Origin of the sequence: Microbacterium sp. B19 (genome assembly GCF_000333395.1) — a bacterium.
Lineage (GTDB): Bacteria > Actinomycetota > Actinomycetes > Actinomycetales > Microbacteriaceae > Microbacterium.
In genome coordinates, this window is record NZ_BADA01000246.1 from 1 (window position 1) to 18,821 (window position 18,821).

An 18,821-nucleotide genomic window follows, 5' to 3' on the forward strand; every position below is an offset into this window, starting at 1 on the left:
CTGGGCGAACCGCATCGGCTCCGCGAAGGTCGTCGCGTGGGGCGCGCTCGGGACGCTGCTCATCACGTTCCCGATGTACTTCCTGCTGCAGTTCGCCACGTTCCCGATCCTGGTCGCCACCATGATCATCGGCGGCATCCTGCCGACCATGTCGTGGGCCGCGCTCGGGGGACTCCTGAGCGACCTGTTCCCCGACCACTTCCGGTACTCGGCGCTGTCTCTCACGTATGCGATCGCCGCGACCATTTCCGGCTTCGTTCCGCTGGTGACCACGGCGCTCGGTACGCAGACGGCGTTCGCGTGGTGGCATCCTGGTGTCGTGCTCGCCGTCCTCTCCGCCATCACGCTCGTCGCGGCGTGGGCGGCTTCGCGCCGTCGACCCGAACCCGTCGAGGCCTGAGTGGCACGCGTCCGCGGTCCGCTGCCGCCCCGCGTCTCGGCTCCCGACCTGCCTCGGGAGTTCGAGACCGCGCACGGCCTCGGACCGCGGGCGGACCTGCTCGGCACGCGCGTCGCCTCGCTCGAGGGACACGTGGATGCCGCGCACTCGACGCTCTCGGAGAGCGTGATCGCCGAGGCATCCGTCGACTCGCTCGACCTCACCGGCGCGACTCTGGCCGACGTCGAGATCGTGTCGCTGCGGGCCACGGAGCTCCTCGCGCGTGACGGGCGCTGGCGGAACGTCGCGGTCGACGGCGGCCGCATCGGCACGCTCGACCTGTCGGGCGCCGAACTCGACAGCGTCGAGCTGCGGGGCGTGCGCATCGACTACCTGTCGCTGCGCGGCGCGACGGTGCGCGACGTCCTCGTCGCCGACTGCGTGATCGGCACGCTCGACCTGCCCCTCGCGACGCTGTCGCGCGTGCGATTCGCGGACTCCCGCGCCGACGAGGTGGACTCCGACGGCTTGCGCGCCGAGCACGTCGACCTGCGCGGCCTCGAGGCGCTGTCGTACGGCCGCCCGGACTCCCTCCGCGGCGTCACCCTGACCCACCGCCAGGTCGAGCTCGCCGCGTCGGACTTCGCCCGGGCATGGGGCATCGACGTGCAGGACTGAGGCGGGCCGCCCTCCGCGGCCCACCCCGTGCGCCCGGTAGACTCGAGCGACATTCCACAGTCAGGCACGCTCACACGGTGCCGTCTATATCGCTCGAGGAGTACCCATGTCGCTGATTCCGGACAAGCCCGCCCTGGAGGGCCTCGAGCAGAAGTGGGATGCCGCGTGGACCGACCGCGGCACGTACGTCTTCGACCGCATCCGCGCCGCCGAGGTGGGCCGCGCCGGTGTCTTCTCGGTCGACACGCCTCCGCCGACGGCATCCGGAAGCCTCCACATCGGGCACGTCTTCAGCTACACGCACACCGACGTGAAGGTGCGTTTCGAGCGCATGCGCGGCAAGACGGTGTTCTACCCGATCGGCTGGGACGACAACGGCCTCCCGACCGAGCGCCGCGTGCAGAACTACTACGGCGTGCGCTGCGACCCGTCGCTGCCGTACGACCCCGACTTCACGCCCCCGTTCTCGGGCGGCGACAACAAGAGCAGCAAGGCCGCCGACCAGGTGCCGATCAGCCGCCGCAACTTCATCGAGCTGTGCGAAGAGCTCACCGTCGAGGACGAGAAGGCCTTCGAGGCGCTGTGGCGCGACCTCGGGCTGAGCGTCGACTGGGGGCAGACGTACCGCACGATCTCCGACGACTCGATGCGCACGAGCCAGCTGGCGTTCCTCCGGAACGTGGAGCGCGGCGAGGCCTACCAGGCGCTCGCGCCGACGCTGTGGGACGTCGACTTCCGCTCCGCCATCGCGCAGGCCGAACTCGAGGACCGCGACCAGCCCGCCGCGTACCACCGCCTCGGGTTCCACAAGACCGACGGCTCCGGCGATGTGTTCATCGAGACGACGCGCCCCGAGCTGCTCGCCGCGTGCGTCGCGCTCGTGGCCAACCCCGACGACGAGCGCTACCAGCCGCTGTTCGGCTCGACCGTGCGCACACCGCTGTTCGACGTCGAGGTGCCGGTGCTACCCCACCCGCTCGCGCAGCAGGACAAGGGGTCGGGCATCGCCATGATCTGTACGTTCGGTGACGTCACCGACATCATCTGGTGGCGCGAGCTCGACCTCCCCAACCGCACGATCATCGGCAAGGACGGGCGCATCGTCGCCGACGCTCCGGATGTGATCGTGACGGATGCCGCGAAGGCGGCGTACGCGGAACTCGCGGGCAAGACCGTGTTCAGCGCCAAGAAGCGCATCGTCGAGCTGCTGCAGGAGTCCGGCGAGATGGAGGGCGCGCCGAAGCCCTTCACGCACCCGGTGAAGTTCTTCGAGAAGGGCGACCGCCCCCTCGAGATCGTGTCGACGCGCCAGTGGTACATCCGCAACGGCGCGCGCGACGCCGAGCTGCGCGAGCGTCTCATCGCCCTCGGGCGCGAGATGTCGTGGCATCCGGACTTCATGCGCGTGCGCTTCGAGAACTGGACCAACGGACTCACCGGCGACTGGCTCGTATCGCGCCAGCGGTTCTTCGGCGTGCCCATCCCGGTCTGGTACGGCCTCGACGAGAACGGGGAGCGCGACTACGGCCGCGTGCTCACGCCCGACCTCGCGTCGCTGCCCGTCGACCCGACGACCGACGTCCCCCCGGGCTACACCGAGGACCAGCGCGGCGTGCCCGGTGGATTCGACGCCGAGCAGGACATCCTCGACACGTGGGCGACGTCGTCGCTGACGCCGCAGCTCGCCGGCGGCTGGCAGCGCGACGACGAGCTCTGGAACCTCGTCGCGCCGTTCGACCTGCGTCCGCAGGGCCAGGACATCATCCGCACGTGGCTCTTCTCGACGATGCTGCGCAGTGCCCTCGAGGACGACCGTGCACCGTGGTCGGATGCCGCGATCTCGGGCTTCATCGTCGACCCCGACCGCAAGAAGATGTCGAAGTCGAAGGGCAACGTCGTCACCCCGGCGGACATCCTGCAGCAGCACGGATCCGACGCGGTGCGCTACTGGGCGGCATCCAGCCGCCTGGGCACCGACGCGGCGTTCGACCCGCAGAACCCGACGCAGATCAAGATCGGTCGCCGTCTCGCGATCAAGCTGCTGAACGCGGCGAAGTTCGTCCTGTCGTTCCCGGTGCCCGAGGGAGCCGAGGTGACGCACGCTCTGGATGCCTCGATGCTCACGACCCTCGACAAGGTCGTCGCCGATGCGACCGCGGCGCTGGAGGCGTACGACCACGCCCGCGCGCTGGAGATCACCGAGTCGTTCTTCTGGACGTTCTGCGACGACTACCTCGAGCTGGTCAAGGAGCGGGCGTACGACCGCTCCGACGTCGGTCAGGCCTCGGCGGCGCTCGCGCTGCGCACGGCGCTGTCGACGCTGACCCGCCTGTTCGCGCCCGTGCTGTCGTTCGCCGCGGAGGAGGTGTGGTCGTGGTTCGAGGAGGGCTCGGTCCACACCGCGGCCTGGCCCACGCCGCTCGGCATCCAGGGCGACCCGGTCGTGCTGACGGCCGTGGGCGAGGCGCTCATCGGCATCCGTCGTGCGAAGACCGAGGCCAAGGCATCCCAGAAGACGCCGGTGCTCTCGCTCACGATCGCAAGCCCCCACGCGGAGGCGCTGCGGTCGGCGGAAGATGATCTGCGTGCCGTGGGCCGGATCGAGACGATCACCTTCGTCGAGGCCGACGCCACCGCCGTCACCGACATCGTGTTCGCACCCCAGGAGGACTGATGCAGCTCGGAACCCGTTGGACCGCCCGCGAGCAGCCCCCGGCTGCCGTGCCCGCGGTGCTGCACGCGCAGATCGCGGCCGTCGAGGCGGCGCTGAACCCCGACGGGCTCAGCGCTCCCGCCCCCCGGTGGACCCTCACGTTCCTCGAGGGGCGCCCGGTCGCCGAGCTCGACACCGGCGTGATCGTCGCGCAGGACGCCTCGGGCGAGGTGGTCGTGCGCTACGACGACGAGGACGAGTTCGCTTGAGTACGGAGGGCCGGGATGCCATGCACCCCGGCCCTTTCTCTTCGCTCAGCGCACCCGCAGGTAGGCCTCTGCCGCGAACTCCGGGCGTGCTCCAGCGGCGAGAGCGGCCTCGCGCTGCGCGGTGACGTCAGCGCGCGCCGCGCGGGCACGCATGCGGGCGTGGGCGTGGTCGGCGAGGATGCGCGACAGCGCCAGCAGGAGAAGCTCGGGGGCGGTCGGTGTGGCGAGGGGTGCGGTGAGAGCGGTCATCGGATGCCTCCTTCGGTGGGGAGCGGGAAGACGTCGGCCCGCATGGTGACCACGCGGAGGCCGTCGCCGGTTTGATCTCGGTAGCGGTCGACGGTTTCGGCGATGATCGACTGCAGTCGATCGCCGAGTTCCGCCATCTGTTCGACGGTGAGCCGGGCACTCGCGGTCGAGATGAGGCTCTTGTCGAACCACTCCTCGTCCTCATCCCAGCCGTGCGTGACGAACGACATGAGCTGCTGCTGGCGCAGGGTGAGCGTCTCGGAGTGGACGGCTTCCATCACCGCGCGTCCGCTCGGGGTGGTCGCCATCTCGGGGTTCACGAGTGTCACCGCCCCCTTGGGCCGCTCCCACCACCGCTCGCGAGCCGTTCCGCGTCCCGCGACCTCGCGGATCAGGTCGTGCTTGGCGAGCGCCCGCAAGTGGTAGCTGGTCGCGCCGGTGGACTCCCCCGTCAGGGCGGCAAGCCCACTGGCGGTCTGCGGCCCGTACTGGCTCAGCAGTTCGTAGAGCCGGACGCGCAGGGGGTGCGCCAGGGCGCGCAGAGCACCGGCGTCGAGGACGCGCCCCTCGGGACGAGAATCGGAAGTCATGGATGCAAAGATACCTTTGCAAGCGAGCGTATGCAAACACTTCTTTGTATCTGTGCGCGGGCCCGGTGACTACGCTGGAACGATGACGGATGCCGTGACCAATCCCCTCCTCGCTCCGACGCCCCTCCCCTACGACCTGCCGCCCTACGGCAGCATTCGGGTCGAGCACTACCTCCCCGCGTTCCGCGAGGCGTTCGCCGCGCAGCGGGCCGAGGTCGACGCGATCACCGCGCAGACCGCGGCCCCGACGTTCGAGAACACCCTCGTCGCGCTGGAGCGCAGCGGTGCCCTGCTCGACCGCGTCGCGCGGACGTTCTACACCGTGGCATCCGCCGACGGCACGGCCGAGGTTCAGGCCGTCGAAGAGGAGCTGGCGCCGCTCATGTCGGCCCACGGCGACGCGATTCAGCTCGACGCGGCGCTGTACGCGCGCGTCACGGGCGTGCACGACGCGCTGGACAGCCTCGACCTGGATGCCGAGAGCCGGTACCTCGTCGAGCGCCGGTACCGCGAGATGTCGCTGGCCGGCGCCGGGCTCGACGAGGAGCAGAAGCAGAAGCTCACCGACCTCAACCAGCGTCTCTCGACGCTGACGACGACGTTCGAGAAGAACCTCCTCGCCGACACCAACGACCTCGCGGTCGTGTTCGACGACGCGGCCGAGCTCGACGGCCTCAGCGAGGGCGAGCTGTCCGCCGCGGCTCAGGCCGCGACCGAGCGCGGGCTCGACGGGCGCTACGTCGTGACCCTCACGCTGTACACCGGGCACCCGTACCTCGCGTCGCTCACGAACCGCGAGAGCCGTCGTCGGCTGCTGGAGGCCTCGCGCGCACGCGGCACCCGGGGCAACGCCCACGACAACCGCGCGACGCTGCGCGAGATCGTGCGGCTGCGCGCCGAGCGGGCGGCCCTTCTCGGCTACCCCTCGCACGCCGCCGCCGTGCTCGCCGACCAGACCGCCGGGTCGCCCGAAGCGGTCCACGATCTGCTGCGCCGCCTCGCCGTGCCCGCGGCCGCCAACGCCCGGGCCGAGCAGGCCGCTCTCCAGCGCATCGCCGACGGGGACGGCATCCGGATCGAGGCGCACGACTGGGCGTTCTACACCGAGAAGGTCCGTGCCGAGCAGTACGACCTGGACCGCGCCGCGTTGCGCCCGTGGTTCGAGGCGGAGCGCGTGCTGCGGGACGGCGTGTTCTCGGCCGCCGAGCAGCTGTACGGCATCCGGATCTCGGAGCGCCACGACCTGCAGGGCTATCACCCCGACGTCCGCGTGTTCGAGGTGCACAACGCCGACGGCAGTGAGCTCGGGCTGTTCCTGCTCGACCTCTACACGCGCGACTCCAAGCGCGGCGGCGCTTGGATGAACTCGATCGTCACGCAGTCGCGGCTACGCGGTACGGCGCCCGTGGTCGTCAACAATCTCAACGTCAACAAGCCCGCGCCCGGAACGCCGACGCTCCTCACGCTCGACGAGGTCACGACGCTGTTCCACGAGTTCGGGCACGCGCTGCACGGCCTGTTCGCCACGGTCACCTATCCGCACTTCGCGGGCACCGCGGTGCACCGCGACTTCGTGGAGTTTCCGAGCCAGGTGAACGAGATGTGGATCTTCTGGCCCGAGATCCTCGCGCACTACGCGCGGCACCACGAGACCGGCGAGCCGCTGCCCGCCGACGTCGTCGAGCGGCTGCACGCCTCGGAGGCGTTCAACCAGGGCTTCGCCACGAGTGAGTACCTCGCGGCATCCTGGATCGACCAGGCGTGGCACGGCCTGAGCGTGGATGAGGCGTCGCGGGAGATCGACGTCGCCGCGTTCGAGGCGGCCGCCCTCGCCGACATCGGCCTCGACAACCCGGCGGTCCCGACGCGCTACGCCTCGACGTACTTCGCGCACGTGTTCTCGGGCGGCTACAGCGCCGGGTACTACTCCTACATCTGGAGTGAGGTGCTCGACGCCGACACCGTCGAGTGGTTCCGCGAGAACGGCGGGCTCACGCGCGAGAACGGCGATCGGTTCCGCCAGCGTCTGCTGGGCGTCGGCGGGTCGGGCGACCCGCTCGAGGCCTACCGCGATTTCCGTGGACGGGATGCCGAGATCCAGCCGCTGCTGGAGCGACGGGGTCTCACGGTCTGACGGTCGGGGCGCCGGCTCCGCTGCGGGATCAGGCGCCCACCGTGTACTTGAAGCCGATGTGCGAGTCGGCGAAACCCAAACGCGTGTAAAAGCGGTGGGCGTCGGTGCGTGCGGCGTCAGACGTCAGCTGGACCAAGCCCGCGCCCGTCGCCAGCGCCGCGTCGCGCATCACCCACCGCATCAACGCGCCACCGATTCCGGAAGACCGACGAGTGGATGCCACCCGCACCGCTTCGACCAGCAGCCGGGTCGCCCCTCGCCGGGCCATGCCGGGGATCACAGTGAGCTGCAGCGTGCCGACGACGGTGCCCCCGGCGTCGACGGCCACGAGGAGATCGTTGCCGGGCGCCGCCAGCACCGCATCGAGCGCGGCGCGGTAGTCAGCGATGTCCCCGCTGTCGCCGCGAGCGGCGCTGATCGGATCGTCACCGAGGAGGCGGGCGAGCGCGGGCAGGTCGCCGGGTGTCGCGCGACGAACCTGCACCGGGCCGTGGGCTGTCTCGAGGGATGCGGGAAGCGGAAGCGCGGGGAGCATGTGCACCAGTCTCGTGGACGCGGCACGGACGAGCCCGATGCTCAGAACGGCGGGTTCGTGTACAGGCTCGTCGAGCAGCCCACCTCGCCCGGCTCGAGCGAGATGCGTCGGAAGTCGACCGGGTCGATCGTGCCGTCGGCGTGGCGCACCAGCACGACGCAATCGCGCGCGGCAGGCGCCCCGACGGCGGCGACCGTCTCTCCTGCGTCGGTGACGCTGACCTCGACCGTGGTCGTGGGGTCCGCGAACAGGGCACGGACGCTCTCCGCCGAGACGACGGTCGCGGCCAGTGCTGTCCGGAGGCGTTCTTCGGCGTCGGCGGGCAGTTCGGGTGCGGTCGACGCGACGGGAGGTTCGACGGGAGTCGTGCTCGCGGGGCAGTCGATCGGTTGCGCGTTCGCGTACTCCCCGACCGGCATGGTGAATCGGAAGCAGCCCGACGCGGACCCGGGCGAGTTGCCCTTGCTCCAGGGAGCTCTCTCCCGCCCCGCGACCTCGGCGGCGATTCGCACGTCGACGACCGCGGGGTCGCCCGGCGAGCCGTCGCCGCTCCAGGCGAGCGGGGTCACGGTCACCGCACCCGTCGAGGCCGTGAACGTGTTCGCGGCTCGGGTTTCGGCATCCACGGCTCTCGGGATGTAGCCGAGCGTGCTGGTCAGGTCGTCGGCGGTGTCTCGGACGAGACGCGCGGCGAGCACGTCACCGTTCTCCGAGTCCGCGATGGCCTGTCCGACCGTCCCGAACAGCCCGGTGGCGCTCTGGACCAGGTACAACACTGCGACAGCGACGACGACGCAGGACCCGACCACCACCGAGACGATGACGCCGACACGGCGACGGATCATGGGATCTCCGTCACCCGGTAAGGTCAGGCGCTCTTGCGCTTCTGCGCCAGCACCACGGTCGCGGGGGCGCGGTCTTCGACCGAGGCGCGCGTGATGACGACCTTCGCCACGTCTTCGCCCGACGGGATGTCGAACATCACCGGTCCGAGCACGTCCTCGAGGATCGCGCGGAGGCCACGGGCACCGGTCTTGCGCGCCACGGCGAGGTCGGCGATCGCGCGCAGCGCGTCTTCCTCGAACTCGAGCTGGACGCCGTCGAGCTCGAACATGCGCTGGTACTGCTTGACGAGCGCGTTGCGCGGCGCCGTGAGGATCTCCATCAGCGCGTCCTGGTCGAGGGGCGAGACGGATGCCACGACGGGCAGGCGCCCGATGAACTCGGGGATCAGACCGAACTTGTGCAGGTCTTCCGGCAGGACCTCGCTGAACAGGTCGGGCGCGTCCTCCTTGCGGTGCAAGGGGGCGCCGAAGCCGACGCCGTGCTTGCCGACGCGCGAGGAGATGATCTCTTCCAGCCCGGCGAAGGCGCCGGCCACGATGAACAGGACGTTCGTCGTGTCGATCTGGATGAACTCCTGGTGCGGGTGCTTGCGGCCGCCCTGCGGCGGAACCGAGGCGACGGTGCCCTCGAGGATCTTCAGCAGTGCCTGCTGCACGCCCTCGCCCGACACGTCGCGCGTGATCGAGGGGTTCTCGGCCTTGCGGGCGATCTTGTCGACCTCGTCGATGTAGATGATGCCGGTCTCGGCGCGCTTCACGTCGAAGTCAGCGGCCTGAAGAAGCTTGAGGAGGATGTTCTCGACGTCCTCACCGACGTAGCCGGCCTCGGTGAGGGCCGTGGCATCCGCCACCGCGAACGGGACGTTGAGGCGCTTCGCGAGCGTCTGCGCGAGGTAGGTCTTGCCGCACCCGGTCGGGCCGAGGAGCAGGATGTTGCTCTTGGCGATGTCGATCTCTTCGGCGCGCTGCTCGGCGGGCTGCAGGGTGCCGTGCGATCGCACACGCTTGTAGTGGTTGTAGACGGCGACGGCGAGGGCGCGCTTCGCGGGCTCCTGCCCGACGACGTACTCCTCGAGGAAGCCGAAGATCTCGCGGGGCTTCGGAAGGTCGAAGTCGGCAACCTCGCCCGTCGAGGACTCGGCCATGCGCTCTTCGATGATCTCGTTGCACAGCTCGACGCACTCGTCGCAGATGTACACGCCCGGACCGGCGATCAGCTGCTGCACCTGCTTCTGGCTCTTGCCGCAGAAGGAGCATTTGAACAGATCGGCGCTCTCCCCGATGCGTGCCATGCCCGTGCCTCCTCATTCCCGGCCCCACGCCGGAGTGACTTTGAGCCTAACCGGTGCCCGGGACATTCGAGGGCATTTGCGCGAGCGCCGTGCGCCTGATCGCCACGGGCGGACACGGATGCGACCGCACCGGGCTCCGGCATCCCTCCCCCGCCCCAACCGAGAAAGACCTCACGGACGCGACGATGCCCCGCCGGACGGATCCGGCGGGGCATCGGGTGAAGCGGGTCAGGCGGTCAGGGCCGCCGGGACGCGCTTGCGGCTCGTCAGCACCTGGTCGACGATGCCGTACTCGAGCGCCTCCTGGGCGGAGAGGATCTTGTCGCGGTCGATGTCCTTGTTCACCTTCGCGACGTCCTGACCCGTGTGGCGGGCCATCGTCTCCTCGAGCCACGTGCGCATGCGCATGATCTCGGCCGCCTGGATCTCGATGTCCGACGCCTGACCGTGACCGGACTCGCCGACGGCAGGCTGGTGGATCAGGATACGGGCATTCGGGAGGGCGAGACGCTTGCCGGGGGCGCCGGCCGCGAGCAGGACGGATGCCGCGGATGCCGCCTGGCCGAGCACGACCGTCTGGATCTGGGGCGAGATGTACTGCATCGTGTCGTAGATCGCCGTCATGGCCGTGAACGAGCCACCGGGCGAGTTGATGTACATGATGATGTCGCGGTCGGGATCCTGCGACTCGAGCACGAGCAGCTGGGCCATGACGTCGTCCGCCGAGGCGTCGTCGACCTGGACGCCCAGGAAGATGACGCGGTCCTCGAACAGCTTGTTGTACGGGTCCTGGCGCTTGTAGCCGTAGGCCGTGCGCTCCTCGAACTGGGGCAGGATGTAGCGGCTGCTCGGCATCTGCAGAGCGCTGCCGCCGAAGGTGGGAGTGTGCATTGCGGTGTCCTTTCCTCTCGCCCTCGGCCTCAGGCCGCGGTCCCGCCGCCGCCGGCGACGTCGCTTGCGTGCTCGCGCATGTGGTCGACGAAGCCGTACTCGAGCGCCTCCTGGGCGCTGAACCAGCGGTCGCGGTCGCCGTCGGCGTTGATCTGCTCCACGGTCTTGCCGGTCTGCGCGGCCGTGATCTCGGCGAGACGCTTCTTCATGTCGAGGATGAGCTGCGCCTGCGTCTGGATGTCGCTCGCGGTACCGCCGAAGCCACCGTGCGGCTGGTGCAGCAGCACGCGGGCGTTGGGCGTGATGTAGCGCTTGCCCTTGGTGCCGCTGGTGAGCAGCAGCTGGCCCATCGAGGCGGCCATGCCGATGCCGACGGTCACGATGTCGTTCGGGACGAACTGCATGGTGTCGTAGATCGCCATGCCTGCCGTGATCGACCCGCCGGGCGAGTTGATGTAGAGGTAGATGTCCTTCTGCGAGTCCTCTGCCGCGAGCAGCAGGATCTTGGCGCAGATCTCGTTGGCGTTCTCGTCACGCACCTCCGAACCGAGCCAGATGATGCGGTCCTTGAGCAGCCTGTCGAAGACGCTCGTTGCCATAAGGGGTTCGGGCATTTGTGCTCCTCTTCCGGTGATCTGCAACGAATCTACCGGCGCGATTCGGGGCGGGTCGCCGTGTTCGCCGCGGGCGGATCAGGCGTGTCCGTCCGCGATCTCGCGGGCGTATCCGGTGACCGATCGGGTGTAACGCGGCAGGTGCGGAGCGAGGGTTTCCAGAGCGATGGATGCCGCCCGCTCGGCCTCGCCGGCCGACACGAGCGCGAGGGCGTAGAACGCCGCGGCCGCGTCGTGGAGCGGCCCGCGCGGTTCGCGCTCGTACTCCGCCCGCAACATCTCTCGCGCCTCGTCGATCTTGCCGAGGTTGCGGATCGTGCTGGCGAGCTGGATCGTCGCGCGCGTGCGACGCTCGTCGTCGAGCCCGCCGTCCAGCGCACGACGGTAGAACACCTCGGCCTCGGCCTCGAGCCCGGCGGAGTCCCGCGCGCCCGCGCGTTCGAAGAGGGCGACCGGGTCGTCCTCGGGCCGTTCGCCCGCGAGAGCGTCGATGCGCTCGATGACCTGTCCCTCGGTCAGCGTCGCGTCGTCCCAGACCGCGTCGACGCGTTCCTGCCAGTCGTTCATGGGTGTCCTCCCCCTGTGTCGTGTCGTGTGGTGCGCCGTCGAGTGTCCAGGACACGCCGTATCGCGCGAGCCCCACGCGGCGTGTCTTGGACACTCAACCGGTGAGGCGGTGACGAAAACAGGGGGCGGATGCCGTGGCATCCACCCCCTGTTCGCGAACCGGACGAGTCTTACTCGCTATCGGCAGCCTTCTTCTTGGCGGGAGCGCGCTTCTTCGCGGGGGCCTTCTTGGGGGCCTCCTCGGCGGCGGCTTCCTCGGCCTCGACGACGGCGTCCGCGTCGGCGGCGGCGTCGGCGATCTCCTGCGCCTCTTCGACGACCTCTTCCTCGGCGTCGACGGGCTCTTCGCCCTCGACGGCGACGAAGCCGGTCAGGTCGACGGGCTTGCCGTTGGTGTCGACGACGGTGACCTTGCCGAGCGCGATCGCGAGCGCCTTGTTACGGGCGACCTCGCCGACCATGGCGGGCAGCTGGTTGCCCTGCTGCAGCGCGTTGACGAAGTCCTGCGGAGCCATGCCGTACTGCGCGGCCGACTGGATGAGGTACTGCGTCAGCTCGTCCTGCGAGACCTGGACGTTGGCGTCCTCGGCGATCTTGTCGAGGATCATCTGGGTGCGGAACTGCTTCTCGCTGGCCTCGGTGACCTCGGCGCGGTGCACGTCGTCCTCGAGGCGGTTCTCGCCCTCGAGGTGCGTGTGGACCTCGTCCTCGATGAGCTGCGGCGGCACGGGGATCTCGACGGCCTCGATGAGCGCCTCGACGAACTTGTCGCGCGCGGCGGCGCCCTGCGTGAAGACCGACTGCTCGGAGACGCGCTCGGCGAGCGACGCACGAAGCTCTTCGAGCGTGTCGAACTCGGATGCCATCTGCGCGAAGTCGTCGTCGGCGTCGGGCAGCTCGCGCTCCTTGACGGCCGTGATCGTGACGGAGACCTCGGCCTCTTCGCCGGCGTGGTCGCCACCGACGAGCTTCGAGCGGAACGTGGTCTGCTCGTCGGCGGTGAGCGAGTCGATGGCCTCGTCGATGCCCTCGAGCAGCTCGCCGGAACCGACCTCGTACGACACGCCCTCGGCGCGGTCGATCTCGGTGCCGTCGATCGTGGCGACGAGGTCGAGCTCGACGAAGTCGCCCTTCGCGGCGGGACGGTCGACGGTCACGAGCGTGCCGAAGCGGGCGCGCAGGCGGTCGAGCTCGGCATCCACGGCCGCCTCGTCGGCCTCGAGGGCGTCGACGGTCACGGTGATGGAGTCGTAGGCGGGCAGGTCGAACTCGGGGCGGACGTCGACCTCGATGTCGACGACCAGGTCGCCCGAGTAGTCCTTCAGCTCGGGGAGTTCGACGATCTCGGCGCTCGGGCGGCCGATGACGCGCAGCTCCTGGTCTTCGACGGCCTGGCGGTAGAACCCGTCGAGACCCTCGTTGACGGCGTGCTCGATGACGGCGCCGCGACCGATGCGCTGGTCGATGATCGGCGCGGGCACCTTGCCCTTGCGGAAGCCGGGGATCTGCACGTCCTGAGCGATGTGCTCGTAGGCGTGGGTGATGCTCGGCTTGAGCTCTTCGGGCGAGACCGTGATGTGGAGCTTGACCCGGGTCGGGCTGAGCTTCTCGACGGTGCTGTTGACCATGCGGTGTGTTCTCCTCGTGTGGCCCGCGCGGACGCGGGGGCCGGCTAGGCCTGGGGTCTGTGGGGCCGTTGCGTCGGGGCGACAGGATTTGAACCTGCGGCCTCCCGCTCCCAAAGCGGGCGCTCTACCAAGCTGAGCTACGCCCCGGAGCGACGCGCAGTACGCGTTCGACGAAACGACCCCTGGAAGTCTAGTCGATCGAGGTGCGGGGGCCGGTCTGGGAGTCGATCGGATGCCATGTGCTTCGGCGCGGACGCCGTGCTGCCGGGCGCTCAGGTGGATGAGGACGGGATCCGGGGACATCCTCTGCTCCGGTGAGACGGGTGTCCGTGACACCGGCGGACGTGAAGTAGAGTTGTCGTCGCTGCGGTTCGCCGCCGCGGGGATGTAGCTCAATGGTAGAGCCTCAGTCTTCCAAACTGATGGTGCGGGTTCGATTCCCGTCATCCCCTCCACAACCACCTCAGCTGGGCGCCGGGTCCTCTCCCAACACCGCCGCGAACGACTCCGGCAGCACCACGTTCTCCCCCGCTCCCGCGAAGAATCCGGCGACCTGCTCGGGCCGGTAGCCGGCGATGCCGCAGCCGACCTCGGTCACGAGGAACCGCAGCTCGGGGTGCTCCGCTGCGAACGCGACGAATCGCCGCGCCTGCTCCTCGAACACGGCCAGCCCGGACATGGTGTCGATGCCGTACGACTGGCCCTGCAGCCCCTCGGACTGGCCCCATACGGCACCGAAACGGTCGAGGGCGAAGCGCGCCGCGCCGCCGCCGTGGGCGCCGGACCCGTTCGATCCGAAGACGAAGACCTCACCGGGTTCGAGACGCGTGATGTGCATGGCGCCACGCTACGCGGGGGCGCCGACCCGACCAGGGGGTTGCCTCGCCGTAGGCTCGATCCGATGATCGCGTGGGCGAACCGCTGGCAGATCCCGCTGTATCTCGCGGGGATGCTCGTCGGCGGCGCGATCGGGCTCGCCGTCCCCGGAAGCGCCGTGGTCCTCGAGGCCCTCGTCACCCCGGCGCTGATCCTCCTCCTGTTCGCGACGTTCCTCGCCGTGCCGTTCGCCGAGATCGGCCGGGCGCTCGGCGACCTGCGGTTCCTCGCGGCCGTCCTGATCCTGAACTTCGTCCTCGTTCCGGTGCTCGTGTTCGGTCTCTCGCGTTTCGTCGCTCACGACCGGGCGCTCCTCGTGGGGGTTCTGCTGGTGCTCCTCACCCCGTGCATCGACTACGTCGTCGTGTTCACGCGACTCGCCGGGGGCTCGGCATCCCGTCTTCTCGCTGTCTCGCCGGTGCTGATGCTCGCTCAGCTCGCCCTGCTCCCGGTGCTCCTCGGACTCCTGGCGGGGCCCGACCTCCCGGGCGCGATCGACGTCGCTCCGTTCGTCGGAGCGTTCGTCCTGTTCATCGCCCTGCCGATGGGGGCTGCCGCGGTCACGCAGCTCCTGGCGCGCCGGCTCCGCGCCGCCCGCGCCGTCGAGCGGACGATGGATGCCAGTATGGTGCCGCTTCTCGTCGTCACCCTCGCCGTGGTCGTCGGTGCGCAGATCGACGTGGTGCGTACACACGCCACGGAGCTCCTCGCGGTCGTGCCGATCTACGTCGCGTTCCTCATCGTCGCGCCGGTGCTCGGCATCCTGGTCGCCCGGGTGTTCCGCCCGGACGTCCCCACCGCACGAGCGACGGTGTTCTCGGGCTCGACGCGGAACTCCCTCGTCGTGCTGCCGCTCGCCCTCGCCCTCCCCGAACCCCTGGCTCTGGCATCCGCCGCCATCGTCACGCAGACGCTCGTCGAGCTCGTGGGAATGGTCGCCCTCGTGCGGGTCGTGCCGCGGATCGTCGCGCGGTGAGTCAGGCCTGAGCGGCCGCGTGCCGTTCGGAGTGCGCGAGATACGTCTGTGCGTTGCGGAGGATTCCCTCCCGTTCCTCGGGCGTCAGGGCGCGGCGCACCTTCGCGGGAACGCCCGCGACGAGGGAGCCCTCCGGAACCACCGTGCCCTCGAGGACGACCGCTCCCCCGGCGACGAGGCATCCGGGTCCGATCTGGGCGCCCGACAGCACCACGCTGCCCATGCCGATCAGCGAACCGTCGCCGATCGTGCAGCCGTGCACCACGGCGTTGTGCCCCACCGAGACGTCGGCACCGATCGTGACCGGACGGCCGCGGTCGACGTGCACCGACACGTTGTCCTGCAGGTTGCTCCGCGGACCCAGGACGATCGCGGCGCTGTCGCCGCGGACGACGGCGTTGTACCAGACGCTCGAACCCTCGCTCAGGGTGACCGCACCGACGATGCGAGCCCCGGATGCCACGAACGCGGTGTCGTGCACCTCCGGCGTCGCGTCGGGGAGGGCGAGGACCGTGGCATCCGGTGAGATCGTCATGGGCTGAGACTATCGCGCGAGACGCTCCGGACTGAGGTGAGGATTGCCTTCCTACCAGGCATTTAGCCGAGCCTCATCTTGCTTGCGGAATGTTCTGTCGTGAGTAGCGTTGCTGTCATCACGACTTCGGTACAACACTCAGGAGATCTCATGAGCACCGTTCAGACGCCCGCCGCCACCACCGTCGACTCGACCATGGCCTCCAGCACCGCGCAGTTCCTCTCGCCCGTCGTCCTCGGCCTCGAGGCCCTCGTCGTCAACGGCAAGCAGGCCCACTGGCACGTCCGCGGCGCCAACTTCATCGGCGTGCACGAGCTGCTCGACACCGTCGTCGCCCACGCGCAGGACTGGGCCGACCTCGCCGCCGAGCGCATCGTCGCCCTCGGCCTGCCGATCGACGCGCGCCTCTCGACCGTCGCCGCGAAGGCGAAGGAGACGGCCGTCCCCGCTGGCTTCGCGCAGTCCGACGTCGTCATCCGCGCCGTCATCGCCGACATCGACGCCGTGCTCGTCGACATCCAGACCGCCATCGACGGCCTCGACGAGACCGACCTGTCGAGCCAGGACGTCGCGATCGAGATCAAGCGCGGCCTCGACAAGGACCGCTGGTTCCTGTTCGCGCACCTCGCGGCCTGAGACTCTCTTCCGGAGGGGGCGGCGCTTCGGCACCGCCCCCTCCGTCGTTGCGTGAGGGGTCGATTTCTGTCGCTTCGGGAGCCCGGAAGCGACAGAAATTGACCCCTCACGCACACGCGCGGGCGCCGGGCGGACACGCGCGTGCCGGGCTCAGGACGCGTGCGTGACGCGGCCGACGAGCAGCGTCGTCCGGATGGGCATCGCGCGCAGGGCGAGCTCGTCGGCGCTTCGCGGATCGGCATCCACGATCACGAGGTCCGCGCGGGCACCGGGCGCGATCTCGGCGGGGGCCGTCGAGCCTCCGGCGGTGGATGCCGCGATCGCGGTGTCGATGCCGACGCGCTGGTGAGGTTGCCACGCGTCGCGGCCATCGCGCGTGCGGAAGACCGCGGACGCGATCGCCGCCCACGGGTCGAGCGGCGCCACGGGAGCGTCGGAGCCGAAGAGAAGGTTCGCGCCACTGTCGGCCAGGGCGCGCAGCGGGTAGGGCTGCGCGGACTGCTCGGCCCATATGGCATCCGTCATGTCGCGGTCGTCGAGCGCATGCTCGGGCTGCACGCTTGCGGACACCCCCAGCCGTGCGAACCGCGGGATGTCGGCGTGGGCCACGAGCTGCGCGTGCTCGATCGTGCCGACTGCACCGGTGAGGGCGTAGGCGTCGAGGGCGTGCGCGTTCGCGACGTCGCCGATCGCGTGGATCGCGCACTCGAGGCCCGCCGCGGTCGCACGCGTCATGAGGTCGACGAGCTCCTCCGGCGGGATGGTCAGCAACCCGTGGTTGTCGACCTCGCCCGGGTAGTGGTGCGCGCACGCGGCGGTGCGCGTGCCGAGCGAGCCGTCGGTGATGGCCTTCAGCGGCCCCACCCGCACGAGGTCGTCCGCCGCCCCGCGCACGGGATCGCCCGTGCGCAGGCCCTCGGCGATCGCGCGGTCCAGGTGCTGCGGGTAGGTGCCGTACGACACGCGCAGCGTGTCGAAGCCGCGGGCGACGCGCCGCTGCCACGGCTCGTCGTTCCACGTCATGTCGAGATCGACGAGTCCGACGAGTCCGCGCGCGGCGGCAGCACGCGCCATCCGCTCGACGGCGCGATCCCCCACCTCCGGGTCGACCGCGTTCAGCCGTCGCGAGATCTCGAACGCGTCCTCTTCGCGCAGGACACCGGATGCCGGCGGCTCGAAGCCTTCGCGCCGGAAGGCGGCGGAGTTCATCCAGACGCTGTGCACATCGGCGTTCACGAGGTAGGTCGGGACCTCGCCCGTCGTGGCATCCAGGAGCGCGAGCGTGGGTTCGTCGGGCCAGAGTCCGTCACGGAAGCCGACGCCGATGCCGCGGTCGTCGTCGCTCGTCGGGATCCCGGACATCATCGCCGCGGCTTCGCGTGCCGACCCGGCGCCGCCGAGCGGGATGCGATCGGCCGTGAGGGCCCACTGCACGACGTGCACGTGGTGGTCCCACAATCCGGGGAGCAGCCACCCGCCGTCACCGTCCACGACGGCGCCGCGCGGACGCAGGTTCCCGGTCGGCGCGATGTCGACGATGCGGCCGCCCGGGAGGAGGAGATCGACCGGCTCGTCGGTCGTGGGGAGGAATCCCGGGCCGGGGCCGGCCACACGGACGGCGCGCACGAACGCCGCGGTTTCGCCGATCATGCGCGTCGGCGCGCGTCGGCGACGCGCTGCATCTCGGCGGCGAGGGTCGGGTTGGCGTAGGGACCGTTCCCGAGACCTTCGATGATCGTGTCGACGACCTCGGCCGGGCGATTCTGGCTCAGCTTCCGCTTGCCCACCACCCGCGTCGGGGTCAGCCGGAAACCGACGGTGCCGGCGGCGAGCCGGTCGACGAACGCGGCATCGTTCGGCGCGCGGTACAGCCCGCGACCATCCTCGCCCTCGAAACGCTCCACCAGCCGGTCGAGCACGCGCAGGTTCTCCTCGGGGGTGAGGATCTCCGGGATGCCACTGAGGTGCGCCGACACGAAGTTCCACGTCGGCACGGCCGGGCCGTCGCCGTACCAGCGCGGCGTGATGTATCCGTGCGGTCCCTGCACGACGACGAGCAGCTCGCGGTCGCCGAGCCCGAGGATCGCGTCGTCGGGCTTGCCGACGTGGCCCACGATCGTGAGGTCGTCGCGGTCGTCGTCGAGCAGGACGGCGTAGTGGGAGGCCACCAGACCGTCCCCGCCCGCGGAGACCAGCGTGACCCACGGGTGATGCTCGACGAGGCGCCGGATCTCCCCGACGTCGGTCATCGCGAAACTCGGATTCTGCCGCACCGGATCAGCCTAGATCGCTCAAGCCTGGCACTTGGGGCACCAGTACAGCTTGCGTCCCGCCGCTTCTTCGACGAGCACCGTCGTGCCGCACACCCGGCACGGCAGACCGGCGCGGTGGTAGACCCAGTGCCGGTCGTCGCGGTGGGCCATCGCGCGGCGGTACGCCTCGGGGTCGAGGTAGTGCATCGTCATCATCTGGCC

21 protein-coding genes and 2 tRNA genes are annotated in these 18,821 nt (G+C 70.0%); 8 read left to right on the forward strand and 15 right to left on the reverse strand.

The genetic code is table 11. The features are described 5' to 3' along the window. The 4 genes from I5G_RS21620 to I5G_RS09315 form a co-directional block, all read left to right on the forward strand. A partial coding sequence (locus I5G_RS21620; RefSeq protein ID WP_036327340.1) for an MFS transporter occupies positions 1–400 on the forward strand: 400 nt, incomplete at its 5' end. After that, positions 401–1,057, forward strand: coding sequence for a hypothetical protein (locus tag I5G_RS09305; protein ID WP_022878817.1), 657 nt, complete (start codon positions 401–403; stop codon positions 1,055–1,057). 106 nt (positions 1,058–1,163) lie between these two features. Further along, positions 1,164–3,731: a valine--tRNA ligase gene (gene valS, locus I5G_RS09310; RefSeq protein ID WP_022878818.1), complete on the forward strand. Its 2,568-nt coding sequence runs from the start codon at positions 1,164–1,166 to the stop codon at positions 3,729–3,731. After that, positions 3,731–3,979 (forward strand): hypothetical protein, encoded by a 249-nt coding sequence (locus I5G_RS09315; protein WP_022878819.1) that lies wholly within the window; start codon positions 3,731–3,733, stop codon positions 3,977–3,979. The genes valS and I5G_RS09315 overlap by 1 nt, the downstream gene beginning before the upstream one ends. A gap of 45 nt (positions 3,980–4,024) precedes the next feature. On the opposite strand, the gene I5G_RS09320 is transcribed toward I5G_RS09315, so the two are convergent. Both I5G_RS09320 and I5G_RS09325 read right to left on the reverse strand, forming a co-directional pair. Further along, the gene (locus I5G_RS09320) at positions 4,025–4,228 is read right to left on the reverse strand and encodes a hypothetical protein (protein WP_022878820.1); all 204 of its coding nucleotides are present in this window, start codon (positions 4,226–4,228) and stop codon (positions 4,025–4,027) included. Beyond that, positions 4,225–4,818 (reverse strand): helix-turn-helix domain-containing protein, encoded by a 594-nt coding sequence (locus tag I5G_RS09325; protein WP_022878821.1) that lies wholly within the window; start codon positions 4,816–4,818, stop codon positions 4,225–4,227. The genes I5G_RS09320 and I5G_RS09325 overlap by 4 nt, the downstream gene beginning before the upstream one ends. 82 nt (positions 4,819–4,900) lie before the next feature. Between I5G_RS09325 and I5G_RS09330 the strand changes: the two genes are divergently transcribed. Further along, positions 4,901–6,952 (forward strand): M3 family metallopeptidase, encoded by a 2,052-nt coding sequence (locus tag I5G_RS09330; RefSeq protein WP_022878822.1) that lies wholly within the window; start codon positions 4,901–4,903, stop codon positions 6,950–6,952. A gap of 28 nt (positions 6,953–6,980) precedes the next feature. On the opposite strand, the gene I5G_RS09335 is transcribed toward I5G_RS09330, so the two are convergent. From I5G_RS09335 to I5G_RS09370, 8 genes are all read right to left on the reverse strand, one after another. Further along, positions 6,981–7,487, reverse strand: a complete 507-nt coding sequence (locus I5G_RS09335; RefSeq protein WP_022878823.1) for a GNAT family N-acetyltransferase — start codon at positions 7,485–7,487, stop codon at positions 6,981–6,983. A 41-nt stretch (positions 7,488–7,528) separates the two neighbouring features. Further along, the gene (locus I5G_RS21625; protein WP_022878824.1) at positions 7,529–8,332 is read right to left on the reverse strand and encodes a DUF3566 domain-containing protein; all 804 of its coding nucleotides are present in this window, start codon (positions 8,330–8,332) and stop codon (positions 7,529–7,531) included. Between the two features lie 23 nt (positions 8,333–8,355). Next, positions 8,356–9,624 (reverse strand): ATP-dependent Clp protease ATP-binding subunit ClpX, encoded by a 1,269-nt coding sequence (gene clpX, locus I5G_RS09345; protein WP_022878825.1) that lies wholly within the window; start codon positions 9,622–9,624, stop codon positions 8,356–8,358. A gap of 228 nt (positions 9,625–9,852) precedes the next feature. Further along, positions 9,853–10,515 carry an ATP-dependent Clp protease proteolytic subunit gene (locus tag I5G_RS09350; RefSeq protein WP_022878826.1) on the reverse strand — a complete coding sequence of 221 codons (663 nt, stop codon included), beginning with the start codon at positions 10,513–10,515 and terminating at the stop codon, positions 9,853–9,855. A gap of 29 nt (positions 10,516–10,544) precedes the next feature. Further along, complete coding sequence (locus I5G_RS09355) at positions 10,545–11,129, reverse strand: ATP-dependent Clp protease proteolytic subunit (protein WP_022878827.1); 585 nt, start codon at positions 11,127–11,129, stop codon at positions 10,545–10,547. Between the two features lie 78 nt (positions 11,130–11,207). Next, a complete protein-coding gene (locus tag I5G_RS09360; RefSeq protein ID WP_022878828.1) occupies positions 11,208–11,696 on the reverse strand; it encodes a tetratricopeptide repeat protein in 489 nt (162 codons plus the stop codon). Positions 11,697–11,866: 170 nt separating this feature from the next. After that, the gene (tig, locus tag I5G_RS09365; protein WP_022878829.1) at positions 11,867–13,324 is read right to left on the reverse strand and encodes a trigger factor; all 1,458 of its coding nucleotides are present in this window, start codon (positions 13,322–13,324) and stop codon (positions 11,867–11,869) included. A 73-nt stretch (positions 13,325–13,397) separates the two neighbouring features. Further along, positions 13,398–13,471, reverse strand: a tRNA-Pro gene (locus I5G_RS09370). A 234-nt stretch (positions 13,472–13,705) separates the two neighbouring features. Here I5G_RS09370 and I5G_RS09375 point away from each other — a divergent pair. Next, a tRNA-Gly gene (locus I5G_RS09375) sits at positions 13,706–13,779 on the forward strand. Between the two features lie 8 nt (positions 13,780–13,787). Here I5G_RS09375 and I5G_RS09380 read toward each other — a convergent pair. After that, complete coding sequence (locus I5G_RS09380) at positions 13,788–14,162, reverse strand: hypothetical protein (protein WP_022878830.1); 375 nt, start codon at positions 14,160–14,162, stop codon at positions 13,788–13,790. Between the two features lie 63 nt (positions 14,163–14,225). Here I5G_RS09380 and I5G_RS09385 point away from each other — a divergent pair, with 63 nt between their 5' ends. Further along, entirely contained in the window at positions 14,226–15,176 is a 951-nt protein-coding gene (locus tag I5G_RS09385) for an arsenic resistance protein (protein ID WP_022878831.1), read from the forward strand. Between the two features lies 1 nt (position 15,177). On the opposite strand, the gene I5G_RS09390 is transcribed toward I5G_RS09385, so the two are convergent. After that, the gene (locus tag I5G_RS09390) at positions 15,178–15,711 is read right to left on the reverse strand and encodes a gamma carbonic anhydrase family protein (protein ID WP_022878832.1); all 534 of its coding nucleotides are present in this window, start codon (positions 15,709–15,711) and stop codon (positions 15,178–15,180) included. 150 nt (positions 15,712–15,861) lie between these two features. Here I5G_RS09390 and I5G_RS09395 point away from each other — a divergent pair, with 150 nt between their 5' ends. After that, positions 15,862–16,347: a Dps family protein gene (locus I5G_RS09395; RefSeq protein ID WP_022878833.1), complete on the forward strand. Its 486-nt coding sequence runs from the start codon at positions 15,862–15,864 to the stop codon at positions 16,345–16,347. Positions 16,348–16,497: 150 nt separating this feature from the next. Here I5G_RS09395 and I5G_RS09400 read toward each other — a convergent pair whose 3' ends face one another. The 3 genes from I5G_RS09400 to I5G_RS24600 form a co-directional block, all read right to left on the reverse strand. Beyond that, on the reverse strand, positions 16,498–17,997 hold the full coding sequence (locus tag I5G_RS09400) for an amidohydrolase (protein ID WP_022878834.1): 1,500 nt from the start codon (positions 17,995–17,997) through the stop codon (positions 16,498–16,500). Beyond that, positions 17,994–18,620, reverse strand: a complete 627-nt coding sequence (locus I5G_RS09405; RefSeq protein WP_022878835.1) for an FMN-binding negative transcriptional regulator — start codon at positions 18,618–18,620, stop codon at positions 17,994–17,996. Before I5G_RS09405 ends, I5G_RS09400 begins: the two co-directional genes overlap by 4 nt. 18 nt (positions 18,621–18,638) lie before the next feature. Next, positions 18,639–18,821: zinc finger domain-containing protein (locus I5G_RS24600; protein WP_026095806.1), on the reverse strand; the 183-nt coding region annotated here is incomplete at its 5' end.

What these genes read in the sequence shown, in the direction of transcription:
- I5G_RS09330 (WP_022878822.1), top strand. Translation starts at nt 4,901, where the DNA reads ATGACGGATGCCGTGACCAATCCCCTCCTCGCTCCGACGCCCCTCCCC.
- clpX (WP_022878825.1), bottom strand. Translation starts at nt 9,624, where the DNA reads ATGGCACGCATCGGGGAGAGCGCCGATCTGTTCAAATGCTCCTTCTGC.
- I5G_RS09320 (WP_022878820.1), bottom strand. Translation starts at nt 4,228, where the DNA reads ATGACCGCTCTCACCGCACCCCTCGCCACACCGACCGCCCCCGAGCTT.
- I5G_RS09395 (WP_022878833.1), top strand. Translation starts at nt 15,862, where the DNA reads ATGAGCACCGTTCAGACGCCCGCCGCCACCACCGTCGACTCGACCATG.
- I5G_RS09360 (WP_022878828.1), bottom strand. Translation starts at nt 11,696, where the DNA reads ATGAACGACTGGCAGGAACGCGTCGACGCGGTCTGGGACGACGCGACG.
- I5G_RS09355 (WP_022878827.1), bottom strand. Translation starts at nt 11,129, where the DNA reads ATGCCCGAACCCCTTATGGCAACGAGCGTCTTCGACAGGCTGCTCAAG.
- I5G_RS09325 (WP_022878821.1), bottom strand. Translation starts at nt 4,818, where the DNA reads ATGACTTCCGATTCTCGTCCCGAGGGGCGCGTCCTCGACGCCGGTGCT.
- valS (WP_022878818.1), top strand. Translation starts at nt 1,164, where the DNA reads ATGTCGCTGATTCCGGACAAGCCCGCCCTGGAGGGCCTCGAGCAGAAG.
- I5G_RS09350 (WP_022878826.1), bottom strand. Translation starts at nt 10,515, where the DNA reads ATGCACACTCCCACCTTCGGCGGCAGCGCTCTGCAGATGCCGAGCAGC.
- I5G_RS09315 (WP_022878819.1), top strand. Translation starts at nt 3,731, where the DNA reads ATGCAGCTCGGAACCCGTTGGACCGCCCGCGAGCAGCCCCCGGCTGCC.
- I5G_RS09380 (WP_022878830.1), bottom strand. Translation starts at nt 14,162, where the DNA reads ATGCACATCACGCGTCTCGAACCCGGTGAGGTCTTCGTCTTCGGATCG.
- tig (WP_022878829.1), bottom strand. Translation starts at nt 13,324, where the DNA reads ATGGTCAACAGCACCGTCGAGAAGCTCAGCCCGACCCGGGTCAAGCTC.
- I5G_RS09335 (WP_022878823.1), bottom strand. Translation starts at nt 7,487, where the DNA reads ATGCTCCCCGCGCTTCCGCTTCCCGCATCCCTCGAGACAGCCCACGGC.
- I5G_RS09385 (WP_022878831.1), top strand. Translation starts at nt 14,226, where the DNA reads ATGATCGCGTGGGCGAACCGCTGGCAGATCCCGCTGTATCTCGCGGGG.
- I5G_RS09400 (WP_022878834.1), bottom strand. Translation starts at nt 17,997, where the DNA reads ATGATCGGCGAAACCGCGGCGTTCGTGCGCGCCGTCCGTGTGGCCGGC.
- I5G_RS09390 (WP_022878832.1), bottom strand. Translation starts at nt 15,711, where the DNA reads ATGACGATCTCACCGGATGCCACGGTCCTCGCCCTCCCCGACGCGACG.
- I5G_RS21625 (WP_022878824.1), bottom strand. Translation starts at nt 8,332, where the DNA reads ATGATCCGTCGCCGTGTCGGCGTCATCGTCTCGGTGGTGGTCGGGTCC.